Origin of the sequence: Micromonospora sp. NPDC049047, from assembly GCF_040649135.1 — a bacterium.
Lineage (GTDB): Bacteria > Actinomycetota > Actinomycetes > Mycobacteriales > Micromonosporaceae > Micromonospora.
Genome location: NZ_JBEZEY010000002.1, coordinates 323,681 through 336,151, shown reverse-complemented (window position 1 = coordinate 336,151; position 12,471 = coordinate 323,681). Strand labels below are relative to the sequence as shown.

Genomic DNA, 12,471 nt, shown 5'->3' with positions numbered 1-12,471 from the left:
GTTGGCACGGCCCCGCCTGCGGGTGCGCTCAGCGTGCGGGGAACTGCTCGTCGAGGGCGAGGTTGAGCTCCAGCACGTTGACGCCGGGTTCACCCATGAATCCGAGCGCCCGCCCGGCGGTGTGCTCCTCGATGAGCTTGCGGACCGCCGCCGGGTCCGCGCCGCGTTCCCGCGCGACCCGGTTCACCTGCACCTCGGCGTACGCCGGGCTGATCTGCGGGTCGAGGCCGCTGGCGCTGGCGGTGACCGCGTCGGCGGGCACCGCCGGGTCGGCGGGGGCGTCGCCCCGGATCGGGGTGACCACCCCGCCGGCGGCCACGTAGTCCTCGCCCGGTTGGGCCGGCTCCACCGGCACCCCCTGGTACGAGGACACGAACGGGGTGGCCGGGGCGGCCTGGTTGACGCTTACCACCCGGGTGACCGGGCCGGTCAGACCGTCGGCGCGGAAGACGGCGAGCACGGCGCCCACCCCGTCGTCGGTGCAGTACGGGCGACGTCCGTCGACACCGTTCAGCTCGCCGACGGCCTTGCTGCGCCCGCACACCTGGGTGAGCAGGCTCTCGCTGGACTCCTCCGGGTCGGTGGCGATGGTGTCGACGACGCTCTCCGGGCCCAGGTTGCTGGCCGAGGTGGAGGTCGGGTCGTAGCCGTCACCGGCGGCCGACGGGCGGGACTGGAAGTAGCGCGGGACGGGGTTGCCGTCCGCGTCGGTGAAGGACTGGCCGATGAGCGAGCTGCCGATCGTCGTACCGCCCGAGGTGATAAGCGAGCCGTCGACCTTGTGGTTCAGGCCGGGCAGTCGACCGACCGCGACCAGGGCCAGCGGGTAGACCAGGCCGAGCAGCACCGTGAAGACCAGTACGGCGCGCAGCGCGGCGAGGTGTTGGGCGATCCAGGTGGGTAGGCGCATCACGAAATCCCCGGGATGAATTGGATGAGCAGGTCGATGAGCTTGATCCCGATAAACGGCACGATGATGCCGCCCAGGCCGTAGACCAGCAGGTTGCGGCTGAGCAGCTTCGACGCGGCGGCCGGCCGGTACCGCACGCCGCGCAGGGCGAGCGGGATCAGCGCGATGATCACCAGGGCGTTGAAGATGACGGCGGACAGGATCGCCGACTCCGGGCTGGCCAGCCGCATGATGTTCAGTGCGTCCAGGCTCGGGTAGAGGCCGGCGAACATGGCCGGGATGATCGCGAAGTACTTCGCGATGTCGTTCGAGATGCTGAACGTGGTGAGCGCACCACGGGTGATCAGCAACTGCTTGCCGATCTCCACGATCTCGATCAGCTTGGTCGGGTCGGAGTCGAGGTCGACCATGTTGCCGGCCTCCTTCGCGGCCGACGTGCCGGTGTTCATGGCCACCCCGACGTCGGCCTGGGCGAGCGCCGGTGCGTCGTTGGTGCCGTCGCCGGTCATCGCGACCAGCCGGCCGCCCTCCTGCTCCCGCTTGATCAGCGCGAGCTTGTCCTCCGGCGTCGCCTCGGCCAGGAAGTCGTCCACCCCGGCCTCGTCGGCGATGGCCTTCGCGGTACGCGGGTTGTCGCCGGTGATCATCACGGTCCGGATGCCCATCCGGCGCATCTCGTCGAACCGCTCGCGCATGCCGGACTTGACCACGTCCTTGAGGTGGATGACGCCAAGGGCGCGGGCCGGCTCACCGTCGACGTGCTCGGCGACCACGAGCGGGGTGCCGCCGGTGCCGCTTATCGCGTCCACGATCTCGCCGACCTGCTCGGTCGGGTGGCCGCCGTTCTCGCGTACCCACTTCATCACCGCTGCGGCGGCGCCCTTGCGGACCCGGCGGGCCGTGCCCGACGCGCCGCCGTCGACGGTGGCGTCCGGGGTCAGGTCGACGCCGCTCATCCGGGTCTGCGCGGTGAACGGCACGAAGGTGGCGTGCGGCATCACCCCGGGCTCGCGCTCGCGCAACCCGAACTCGTTCTTCGCCAGGACTACCACCGAGCGCCCCTCCGGGGTCTCGTCGGCCAGGCTGGACAGCTGGGCGGCGTCGGCCATCGCCTCGACGGCAACCCCTTCGACGGGTACGAACTCGGCGGCCTGCCGGTTGCCCAGCGTGATGGTGCCGGTCTTGTCCAGCAGCAGGGTGTTGACGTCGCCGGCCGCCTCGACGGCCCGGCCGCTCATGGCCAGCACGTTGCGCTGGACGAGGCGGTCCATGCCGGCGATGCCGATGGCCGACAGCAGCGCGCCGATGGTGGTGGGGATCAGGCAGACAAGCAGCGAGACCAGCACGACACCTGTGACACCGGAACCGGTGATCGCCCCGCTGTCCGGCGCGGCCGCCTGGTACGCCTTGGAGAAGATCGCCAAGGGCTGGAGGGTGACCACTGCCAGCAGGAAGATGATCGTGAGCGCGGCGAGCAGGATGTTCAGGGCGATCTCGTTCGGGGTCTTCTGCCGGTTGGCGCCCTCGACCAGGGCGATCATCCGGTCGATGAAGCTCTCCCCCGGCTTCTGGGTGATCTTCACGATGATCCGGTCGGAGAGCACCCTGGTGCCACCGGTGACCGCGCTGCGGTCTCCACCGGACTCCCGGATGACCGGGGCCGACTCGCCGGTGATCGCCGACTCGTCGACGCTGGCGATGCCCTCGACGATGTCCCCGTCGCCGGGGATGATGCCGCCGGCCTCGACCAGCACGATGTCGCCCTGCCGCAGCTCCGGCGCGGGCACCGCCTCGTCGCGGTAGGTGTTGGCCCGCGCGCCGGGCTTCCAGTCGACCAGCCGGGTGGCGATGGTGTCCTTCTTCGCCTGCCGCAGGGTCGCGGCCTGGGCCTTGCCCCGGCCCTCGGCGACCGCCTCGGCGAGATTCGCGAAGATCACCGTCAGCCAGAGCCAGATGGTGATCGCCCAGGCGAAGACCGACGGGTCGGCCACCGCCAGGACCGTGGTGAAGGCCGCGCCGACCTCGACGATCAGCATCACCGGGTTACGCCACATGGTGGTCGGGTTGAGCTTGCGTACCGCGTCCGGCAGGGACCGGATCAACTGCTGGGGGTCGAGCAGGCCTCCGCCGATCCGGTTGCCCTGGGTGGCGGGCGTGCCGGGGAGTTGCTCTGTCGGGGCGGACGTGACGGACATGTCCTCGTTCCTCATGATGGTCAGAGCCCTTCTGCCAGCGGGCCGAGCGCCAGTGCGGGCAGGAAGGTCAGCGCGACGAGGACCACGGTGACGCCGACGACCATGCCGATGAACAGCGGTCGGTGGGTCGGCAGGGTGCCCTCGGACGCGGGGGTGGGTGCCTGGCGGGCCAGCGAGCCGGCCAACGCGAGCACGAAGATGAGCGGCAGGAACCGGCCCAGCAGCATGCACAACCCGAGCGCGGTGTCCCACCAGGTGGTGTTGACGGTGATGCCGCCGAACGCGGAGCCGTTGTTGTTGCTGGCCGAGGTGAACGCGTACAGCACCTCGGAGAGCCCGTGCGGGCCGACGTTGAGCGCCGTGGAGTTGTTGCCTGTGGCGAACGCCGCCGCCGTGCCGACAAGCACCAGGATCGGCGTGATCAGGAAGTACAGCGAGGCGAACTTGATCTCGCGGGACCCGATCTTCTTGCCCAGGTACTCGGGAGTGCGGCCGACCATCAGCCCGGCCACGAAGACCGTGATCACCGCGAGGATGAGCAGGCCGTAGAGACCCGAGCCGGTGCCACCCGGCGCGACCTCGCCGAGCATCATGTTGACCATCGTCATCATGCCGCCGAGCGAGGTGAACGAGTCGTGGAACGAGTTCACCGCACCGGTCGAGGTGAGCGTGGTGGCGGCGGCGAAGGTGGCCGAGTTCGACACGTCGAACCGCACCTCCTTGCCCTCCAGCGCCGCGCCGACCGCCTGCGGGACCGTGCCGTGGCCGGCCAGCTCGAAGATGTTGGTGATGGCGACGCTGGCGAACGCGAGGATGCCCATCACCGCGGCGATGGCGTAGCCCTGCCGGTTCTGCCCGACCATCCGGCCGAAGACCCGGGGCAGACTGAACGGGATCAGCAGGATCAGGAAGATCTCCAGCCAGTTCGTCCAGGCGGTCGGGTTCTCGAACGGGTGGGCGCTGTTGACGTTGTAGAAGCCGCCACCGTTGGTGCCCAGCTCCTTGATGACCTCCTGGCTGGCCACCGGGCCGCCGGTGATGGTCTGGGTGCCGCCGGTAAGCGTGCTCACGTCGGTGCCGCCGGAGAGGTTCTGCACCGCTCCGCCGATCATCAGCGCGATGGCGCCGAGCACGGCGATCGGCAGCAGGATGCGCAGCACGATCCGGGTCAGGTCGACCCAGAAGTTGCCGAGTTGCCCGGTGCGGCTGCGGGCGAAGCCGCGGACCAGCGCGACAGCCACCGCGATGCCGACCGCCGCCGAGACGAAGTTCTGCACCGCCAGGCCGGCCATCTGCACCAGGTGGCCCATCGTCGATTCACCCGAGTACGACTGCCAGTTGGTGTTCGTCACGAACGACACTGCCGTGTTCCACGCGCCGTGCGGCACCACCGGGTCGAAGCCCAGCGACAGCCACAGGTGGTTCTGCACCCGCTGGAACAGGTACAGGAACAGGATCGAGACCGCGGAGAACGCCAGCACGCTGCGGGCGTACACGCCCCAGGTCTGCTCGGCGGCCGGGTTGACCCCGACCAGCCGGTAGATGCCCCGCTCGACCCGCGACTGCTTCGTTCCGGAGACCGCCCGGAACATGTAGTCGCCGAACGGCTTGTAGACGGCGACGATGGCCGCCACCAGCGTCAGCACGAAGATGACGCCCGCTGTTGTCATGGTCATCAGAAGCGCTCCGGGAACAGCAGGGCGAACACCAGGAACGCGCCCAGGACGATCGCGAGCACCAGACCGACGGCGTTTACCGCGTTCACAGCTTCTCCACCGCCCGGACCACCAGGGCGAGCGCTGCGAACAGCACCACCGTCAGGACCACGAACACCACGTCAGACACGCTGACTCCTCTTACCGGAAAGGTTCGTCGCGACCGCCTTCCGGTCGCGCCGGGCAAGCAAAGCCCCACCGCCTGCCGGATGGCAGGGGTCATAACGCGACAGTGACGGCGGCGAACCTTTTCTTGACGTGGTTTTCACACCTGCCCACTGAACAGGTGAAATGCGGCACAGAGGCGCGTCGGTCGGGGAGACGAGGGGTGGCTGTCCACCCTTTGCTCTGCTTCAACGGAGGCAACAGCGAGGCACCGACGCTGTTGCGCCGGTGGAAGCAGAGCAAAGGGCCCGAAGGGGGTGGGCGGCGGGTCAGGCCGGGCGGCGGGCCACCAGCACGTCGCGCATGATCGACTGGTCCACCCGGTGCCGCAGCGCGCGGTAGGGCTCGGCGTCGACAACGGTCAGGCCCGCGTCGGCAAGCGCCGCCGCCGCGTCGTCGCGGCTCGCGACGTGGGTGTTCCAGGAGATCCCGAGCGCCCCGCCGGGACGCAGCAGCCGCGCCCAGACCGGCGCGGCGTGCGCGAGCAGCGCCAGCGGATCGCGGGTCAATCCCTGGTCGGCGGTACGACTGCCGTGCTGTACGCCGTACGGCGCGTCGGCGACGACCAGGTCCACGGTCTCCGGGCGGAAGAACTCCGCCGACCGGGCGGTGTCGGCGTTGACCACGTCCAGCAGCTGGGTCTGGCCGGCCTTGTGTTCCTCGCGGGTCGGCGCCAGCTCGATCCGCACCCGCCGGCCGACCACCTTGCGCTCGCGGCGCACCGGCCCCGACTCCAGCACCCGGTGCTTGACCCGCTTCTGCTTCAGCCAGGTGGTGATGAACGCCCGGTACGCCTCGACGTCCTTCTGGTCGCGCTCGATCCCGGCCGCGTCGAAGCCGTACATCAGTGCCTGGTTGAGGGTGGTGCCGCGACCGCAGAGCGGGTCGAGCACCCGGAACCGGCGGCTGGTCAGCTCGCTGGCCCAGTCCGAGGCGAGCAGTGTGACGTTGAGCAGCAGCTTGGTGAACTGCTCGTTGGTCTTGCCCGGGTACTTCTGGATGGTGAGCAGGTCGTCGTCATAGCGGTCCAGTCGGCTCCACTCGACCGGCCGCAGCAGCTCGCCGACGATCTCGAACAGCGCGTACCCGGCGGAGAGGTTGCCCAGGACGCTCAGGTCCCGCTCGGTCAGCCCGTCACCGGTGAAGGTGACGTAGGACGCCCCGCCGACGACCTCGGTGTCCAGCTCGCCGATCCGACCGTCGAGCGCCGAGCGGCCGAAGATCTCCAGCTCGGCCCGGGTCAGGTCGACGGCGGAGCGGGCGTACACCCGGTTGGTTGCGGGCAGGATCAGCAGGCCGTAGCGCGTCATGATCCGGCGAGTATTCCACAACGGGTGACTGTCGCCGGGAACCGGAGCGGCCCTCGGAGCGACTACCGGTACATGGGGTGTGAGCAGTGGCGGGAGATCCTGTCCGCGCAGTTGGACGGGGAGGAGACCGCCGCCGAGCGGGCGGCGGCGCAGGGGCACCTGGACGAGTGCGCCAAGTGCCGGGCGTGGTTCGCGACGGCGGCGGGGGTGACGCGTCGCGTTCGTACCCGATTGGTCACCGACGTCCCGGACCGGACCGACGCGATCCTGGCCGCCCTCGGCGGCGGTGTCGCGGCCGGCGCGACAGGTGACGCTGGCGCGGTCCCCGACGCCACGCCGCCCAGCCGCCGGTCGCGGTGGCGGCCCCACCTGCCTGGGCGCGGCGCCCTGGTCGTCGGGTTGCGCGCGGCGCTCGGGCTGCTCGGCGCCGTGCAACTGGTGCTCGGCCTGGCCCAGGTGGGCCGGGGCGCGACCGCCGACCACCTGCACCCCGCGGGCCAGCACCTGTGGCACGAGTCGGCCGCGTGGAACGTCGCTGTGGGTGCCGGCTTCCTCTTCGTGGCGGTACGCCGCAGCCCGCCGGCCGGGCTGCTGCCGATGCTCAGCGCGTTCGTCGGCACGCTGCTGCTGCTCTCGGTGAACGACCTGGCCACCGGGTCGGTGGACGGGGAGCGACTGGTAAGCCACGGTTTCCTGGTGGTCGGCTATCTGATCACCGTGCTGCTGTCCCGCCCCGGGCTGCGTCCCGGCGGGCCTGCGCCGCAGCGGCAACCGACGCCGTCGCGCTGGCGTTTCGGCACCGACGAGGGCGAACGGCCGCTGCGGGTGGTCAACGCGGGGGCGTACCCCGCGCAGGCGGCCGATCGGCACGCCGCTCCGGCGGCACGGGCCGGCCGGGCCGCGCGGGCCAGCCGGACCGGCGACCGGCGGGCGGCCTGAGCCTGTTCAGTCCGTCTGCCGCTGCCGCGCGCGGTGGGCGCGCAGGTTTGCCGGGAGGCCGCAGACGCGGACGGAGTGCCAGACCCCGCTGTTGTTGCGGGAGCGGTCGTAGAACGCCACCTGGCACCGGGGGTTGCGGCAGGTCTTGATGCGCCGGCCGACGTCGGTGAGTTGCGCCGCGAACAACTCCGCCAGGACGAGGGAGACAAGCGACTCGGCGCCCGTCCCGGCGGGATCGAGGTGGACCGACCCGGTCCCGTCGAGCCGCAGCGTGGCAGCTGCGGCACGAGGGGCCGGCACCGGCTCGGGCGGCCCGGATTCCGGTGTGGCGTGGAGCCTGGCGTCGATCCCGTACCGCAGCTCGTCGCGGAAGGTCCGCAGCGCCCGCAGGCCGGCCGGGTCGAGCGTCACGTCGGGTGCCGGCCGCCCGGTGGCCGTCGACCACCGGGCGGCGACATCGTGCGTCCACTGCGTGGCGCTGTCGAGATCGTCGAGGAGATCCGGCTGGCGGGGTGCGCCGGCCGGGAGCGTGTTGAGCAGGTCCTGGACCAGCCCGAGGCCGCCCGGTGCGGGGTCGAGGCCGTATCGCGCGGTAGCGGGCCACGGCGGAGTGGACACCGACGGCATTGTCACATCACTTTCCGATCAGGCCGAGCGCCCCGTACCACAGCGGTCCCGGGTTCACCCAGTCCGGATAGAGCTCCATCATCGCGTCGAAGAACTCGATGGCGGTCGACTTCTCCGCCAACAGCCGCTCCACGTTCAGCAGGTACCTCCGGGTCTCGTCGATGCTCGACGGGTCGTCGGGGCGGTTGCGGTTCTTGTGGCTGGCGACGACAGCCCGGGGCGCGAGGGCCTCGACGCGGTCGAGTGCCTTGAGCCACTCTCGCAGGCCACCGTTGACGGTTTCCAGCAGGTACTGGTGGACCCCGTTGTAGACGACGTCGCCGGCCACGACGAGGCCGATCGACGGTACGTGCAGGACCGTGGTCTGGTCGCCGTCGGTGTGCCCGGTCTCGACCGGCTGGGCGACGTTGCCGTCGATCAGAATTCCGCCGGGCGGCACCGGAATGGCGTCTACTGGCGACTCCGGGATCAGCCCGGGGAAGACCTTGTCGAACACCGCCTGGCGCCCGACGGTGGCCTGCTGGTGCATGACCTCGATGGTGCCGGGCGTCGCGTAGGTGACGGCGTCGGGGAAGCGCTTGACCAGTTCGGGGGCACCGAACCAGTGGTCGCCGTGCCCGTGGGTGGCGTAGATGGCGGTCAGCCGCTTGCCCGACCGCTCGATCCAGTCGCCCGCCGTCGCGATCTGCTCGTGGGTGAACGGCGGGTCCACCAGCAGCGCCTCCTCGGCCCCCGAGATCAGGGTGGTGGCTGTCGGGTTGAAGTGGATCGGCGAGCCGTCCGGCATGCGCTGCTCTCCGGCCCGGACCGGGCCGTCCAATACCAAAACCTCGTAGGAAAGGGCAGATGGGGACATGCTTCCTCCTCGGTGACGCGGGTTGCGACAGTCGGCGCACGCCCACCGACGAAATAAGCATAAGTCTTATGCCTATTTCAGCCAGCCGTTTGCCGAGTCTCCTGCGTCACGCCCTCCCTCGCGACGACCTGCGGGACGACCTGCTCCACGATCGTCAACAGCGTGGTGGTGAGCAGCAGGTGCACCTGGGGGCGGGTCAACGCGCCGCGCTGGAGCCACTCCCGGGCGGTCGAGGTCGCCAGGCCGCAGTACGCCCGAACCATCCCGCGTAGCTCCTCGTGGCGCTCCGCCTCGTCGGCAAGCCCGACGGCGACGAGCATGCGGTCCGCGGCGACCTCCTCGGCCTCGGCGAGCACCCGTTCCACGTCGGCGTCACCACCCATTCCCCGCGCGGTGACCGCCGCCAGCCAGGAGGTGCTGTGCCGGGACACCACGTCGAGGAACCAGGTGACACTGGCCTCGACCCGGGTCCGCAGGTCACCCTTGGGCAGCCGTTGCAGGGCAACCTCCGGGATGGTCACCATGACCCGGACGACCTCCAGGTAGAGGTCCTTCTTCGCCCCGAAGTAATGGTTGACCAACCCGCGGGCGACACCCGCCTCGCGGGCCACGTCGGTGGTCGACACGTCCGCGTACGGCCGCTCGCCGAACAGCCGGACCGCGCAGGCCAGGATCTGCCCACGTCGGGCGTCCGGCTCCAATCTGCGGCGGCGCGGAGCCGTCTCGACACTCATCTGGCCGACCCTATCGGCAGCTCACATCGCCGGCTTCGGCCTCGACGCCCCCCGTGCCTTGTCGGAACCGGCGGCATCGAGGCCGCGCCGAACCGGTCAACTGCGGAACCTCTCGATCGCGGCCGGGGTCACCGGGGTGAAGAAGTTGACCAGGTTGCCGTCGGGGTCGCGGAAGAGCAGCGCCCGGTTACCCCAGGGCATGGTCGTGGGCTCGTTCACGAAATCCTCGACCACGCTCTTCAGCTTCTCGTACAGCGCGTCCACGTCGTCCACGAGGAACTCGATGATCACGCTGTGGTTGTCGGCCGGGCGGGCCGAGTCGGGCGCGAACAGTGCGACGGTGCGGGTGCTGCCGATCGCCAGCCTGCCGTGGGCGGTACGCAACTCGGCGAAGTCCTCGTTACCCCAGGTCGCCTGCACGCCGGTGATCTTCTCGTAGAAGCCGACCAGGCGGTTGATCTCGTCGGTGATGATGCGGATGGAGACGAAGTCCATGTCTTCTCCCTGCTCAGTGCGGTTGGTATCGCTCGGTGGAGATCACGTTAGAACGAATACTGGACAGGTTCGGTCCAGTATTCGGATAAAGTTCACACCGTGGCACGACCGACAGCCCAGGTGCTCGCACTACTGGAACTTCTGCAATCCGGCGGCGTCCGGACGATGACCGAGCTTGCCGAGCGCCTTGGTGTCGAGCCGCGCACCGTGCGGCGCTATGTGAGTCATCTGATCGACCTGGACCTGCCGGTGGAGTCGGTGCGCGGTCGCTACGGCGGGTATCGGCTCGCCGCCGGCTACCGACTGCCGCCGCTGATGTTCAACGACGACGAAGCTCTGGCCGTCCTACTCGGCCTGATCGCCGGCCGTCGTGCCGGGTTGGCCACGGCAACCGGCACCGCTGGCGAAACCGCCGCCGCGAAGATCCGTCGCGTCCTGCCGTCGCGGACCGCTGACCTGCTGGACGCCGCGCTCCAGTCCCTCGCCTTCACCGCCGAACCCGGTGACTTCCCCGCGCCGCAGACCGACGTACTACTCACCGTCGCCGAGGCGGTCCGCCACCACCGGCCGATCTCGCTGCAATACACCTCGGGTGACGGTCGGCGCAGCGTCCGCGTGCTGCATCCGTTCGGGCTGGTCAACCATGCCGGCCGGTGGTATGCCACAGGGGTCGATCCGGAGATCGGCGAGGAGCGAACCCTCCGACTCGACCGCATCGCGGACGCGAGACCGTTGCCGGGCTCGTTCGAGCCGCCCGCCGGAAACGATCCGGCCGGGCACCTTCTCAGGTCGATGGCACGAGCGCCGTACCAGCATGCGGTGTCGCTGCGGATACAAGGAACTGTCGAGCAGATCCGCAGGCGGCTACCGGCCAGCATCGCCGAGGTACGAGAGGGTGCGGAGGAAGGCTGGCAGGACGTGGAGATCCGGGCAGAGAGCCTCGACTGGTTGCCCGGCATGCTCGCTGCACTCGACCTGCCGTTCGTCATCGAACGCCCGGACGAACTCCGCGACCGCGTCGTCGCACTCGCCGAGCGGCTGGTGGCCTCGGCACGCCGCGATTCGGCCCGCAGCTAGCCAGCCGCCACCCTCACCGTGATCACTTGATGCTCAGCAGTTGTCAGCGCCGCTCCTGAACTGCTGAGCATCAAGTGATCACGACGAGCGGCCTGCGGTGATCCGCCTTTCTGTCTTACCCTTGCCACTCATCAGTGGCAGCCCGACTGGCGCGGTCTCCACCGCTCCTGCCCGGCGGGCTAGATCAACTGAGCAAGGGAGCAGAGCCTTGGTTTCTCGACGTCGAGTGTTGTCTGGCGCGGCCGGTGCGGCCGTCGGCCTCACGGCCGCCGGTACGTTCGGCGGGTCGGCGACGGCGGCACCGTCCGCCGCCACCGTGACGTCGCCGCTGGCGGCCCGCCGTGGTCGACTGATGAGTCGGACGGTGGTGACGTCACCGGCCATTCCGTTGACCCACCTGTCCGTCGCGCACAGCGGCCCGGCGGCGGCGGTGCGCCTCCGTACCGGCAAGGGGTGGAGCGACTGGCTGGAGCTCAGCGCGTGCCCGAGCGGTCGGGACGATCGCGCGTCGTCGGCCCGGTCGAGCGTCGTGGTGGCCGACGGCGCCACCGGATACGAGGTCCAGGTCGCGGACGGTTCGGCGGCGACAGTTGTCGAGCTGAACATGGTCGACGGGGCTCGGCGGACGATCGCGAGCGCGGAGACGAACGGCCTTCCGCTGCCGCCCAACACGCGGAGGCCGCCGACGTATCTGCCCCGGTCCGGCTGGGGAGCCGACGAGTCGCTGCGGCTCGCCCCGAACGGCAGCCCACTGTGGCCGACGCAGTTCTTCCCGGCGCAGACGCTGACCGTGCACCACAGTGGGGTGGACCAGCACAACGACGACCCCGATCCGGCGGCGACGGTTCGCGCCATCTACTACGACCAGTGCGTACTCCAGGAGTTCGGGGACATCGGTTACCACCTGTTGATCGACGAGGCCGGCAGGGTCTACGAGGGCCGCTACTCCGATCCGGGGTCGCAGCCGGTCTACGGCCCGGCCTCGGGTGCCGACGGTCGGTCGCTCGCGGTCAACGCGGCGCACGTGAGCGGCTACAACGCGGGCAACATCGGCATCTGCCTGCTGGGCCGTTACACGTCCCGCCTGCCGAGCCCGGCCGCGCAACGGTCACTGGCCGTCGTGCTGGCGGGGCTCGGCCTGACGAGCCGGCTCGATCCCACCGGTCGGACCGGCTACGTCAATCCGATCAGCGGGGTGGGTGGCAACGTGGCGGTCATCTCGGGCCACCGGGACTGGGCGAGCGTCGGGGCCGACCCGACCGAGTGCCCGGGCGACTACTTCTACCCCTACCTCGGCGAGCTTCGCCAGGAGGTGTCCACTCTGGCCGGGGTTCACCCGACTCCGCCACCCCGGCCGCCGCGGCGCTAGTCGTCGCGGGGCAGCCGCACCTACCGCCCCCGCCTGGTCGACCGTCGCACCGGTGGGGGCGGTGCCGTCTGGGCCCGCC

General features: G+C 70.3%; 13 protein-coding genes. 3 read left to right on the top strand and 10 right to left on the bottom strand.

Annotation, left to right across the window (positions count from 1 at the left end; genetic code table 11):
* Positions 1 to 28: 28 nt before the first annotated feature.
* The 6 genes from AB0B86_RS04565 to AB0B86_RS04540 all read right to left on the bottom strand — a co-directional run bounded on the left by AB0B86_RS04565 (position 29) and on the right by AB0B86_RS04540 (position 6,295).
* A complete protein-coding gene (locus AB0B86_RS04565) occupies positions 29 to 910 on the bottom strand; it encodes a potassium-transporting ATPase subunit C (RefSeq protein ID WP_357402631.1) in 882 nt (293 codons plus the stop codon).
* The gene (kdpB, locus tag AB0B86_RS04560) at positions 910 to 3,105 is read right to left on the bottom strand and encodes a potassium-transporting ATPase subunit KdpB (RefSeq protein ID WP_357402633.1); all 2,196 of its coding nucleotides are present in this window, start codon (positions 3,103 to 3,105) and stop codon (positions 910 to 912) included. The genes AB0B86_RS04565 and kdpB overlap by 1 nt, the downstream gene beginning before the upstream one ends.
* Positions 3,106 to 3,125: 20 nt before the next feature.
* Positions 3,126 to 4,781, bottom strand: a complete 1,656-nt coding sequence (kdpA, locus tag AB0B86_RS04555) for a potassium-transporting ATPase subunit KdpA (protein WP_357402635.1) — start codon at positions 4,779 to 4,781, stop codon at positions 3,126 to 3,128.
* On the bottom strand, positions 4,781 to 4,870 hold the full coding sequence (gene kdpF, locus AB0B86_RS04550) for a K(+)-transporting ATPase subunit F (protein WP_036390805.1): 90 nt from the start codon (positions 4,868 to 4,870) through the stop codon (positions 4,781 to 4,783). Before kdpF ends, kdpA begins: the two co-directional genes overlap by 1 nt.
* Positions 4,867 to 5,043, bottom strand: a complete 177-nt coding sequence (locus AB0B86_RS04545; protein ID WP_357402637.1) for a hypothetical protein — start codon at positions 5,041 to 5,043, stop codon at positions 4,867 to 4,869. Before AB0B86_RS04545 ends, kdpF begins: the two co-directional genes overlap by 4 nt.
* Before the next feature lie 211 nt (positions 5,044 to 5,254).
* Positions 5,255 to 6,295 (bottom strand): SAM-dependent methyltransferase, encoded by a 1,041-nt coding sequence (locus AB0B86_RS04540; RefSeq protein WP_357402639.1) that lies wholly within the window; start codon positions 6,293 to 6,295, stop codon positions 5,255 to 5,257.
* Positions 6,296 to 6,367: 72 nt separating this feature from the next.
* Between AB0B86_RS04540 and AB0B86_RS04535 the strand changes: the two genes are divergently transcribed.
* Positions 6,368 to 7,234 carry a zf-HC2 domain-containing protein gene (locus tag AB0B86_RS04535; protein WP_357402641.1) on the top strand — a complete coding sequence of 289 codons (867 nt, stop codon included), beginning with the start codon at positions 6,368 to 6,370 and terminating at the stop codon, positions 7,232 to 7,234.
* A gap of 6 nt (positions 7,235 to 7,240) precedes the next feature.
* On the opposite strand, the gene AB0B86_RS04530 is transcribed toward AB0B86_RS04535, so the two are convergent.
* From AB0B86_RS04530 to AB0B86_RS04515, 4 genes are all read right to left on the bottom strand, one after another.
* A complete protein-coding gene (locus AB0B86_RS04530) occupies positions 7,241 to 7,861 on the bottom strand; it encodes a CGNR zinc finger domain-containing protein (RefSeq protein ID WP_357402643.1) in 621 nt (206 codons plus the stop codon).
* Positions 7,862 to 7,868: 7 nt separating this feature from the next.
* Positions 7,869 to 8,717 carry an MBL fold metallo-hydrolase gene (locus AB0B86_RS04525; protein ID WP_357402645.1) on the bottom strand — a complete coding sequence of 283 codons (849 nt, stop codon included), beginning with the start codon at positions 8,715 to 8,717 and terminating at the stop codon, positions 7,869 to 7,871.
* A 77-nt stretch (positions 8,718 to 8,794) separates the two neighbouring features.
* Entirely contained in the window at positions 8,795 to 9,451 is a 657-nt protein-coding gene (locus AB0B86_RS04520) for a TetR/AcrR family transcriptional regulator (RefSeq protein WP_357402647.1), read from the bottom strand.
* A 96-nt stretch (positions 9,452 to 9,547) separates the two neighbouring features.
* Entirely contained in the window at positions 9,548 to 9,946 is a 399-nt protein-coding gene (locus AB0B86_RS04515) for a VOC family protein (protein WP_357415241.1), read from the bottom strand.
* A 99-nt stretch (positions 9,947 to 10,045) separates the two neighbouring features.
* Here AB0B86_RS04515 and AB0B86_RS04510 point away from each other — a divergent pair, with 99 nt between their 5' ends.
* Complete coding sequence (locus tag AB0B86_RS04510) at positions 10,046 to 11,023, top strand: YafY family protein (protein ID WP_357402651.1); 978 nt, start codon at positions 10,046 to 10,048, stop codon at positions 11,021 to 11,023.
* A gap of 208 nt (positions 11,024 to 11,231) precedes the next feature.
* The gene (locus AB0B86_RS04505) at positions 11,232 to 12,392 is read left to right on the top strand and encodes an N-acetylmuramoyl-L-alanine amidase (RefSeq protein ID WP_357415239.1); all 1,161 of its coding nucleotides are present in this window, start codon (positions 11,232 to 11,234) and stop codon (positions 12,390 to 12,392) included.
* The last annotated feature ends 79 nt before the right edge of the window (positions 12,393 to 12,471 follow it).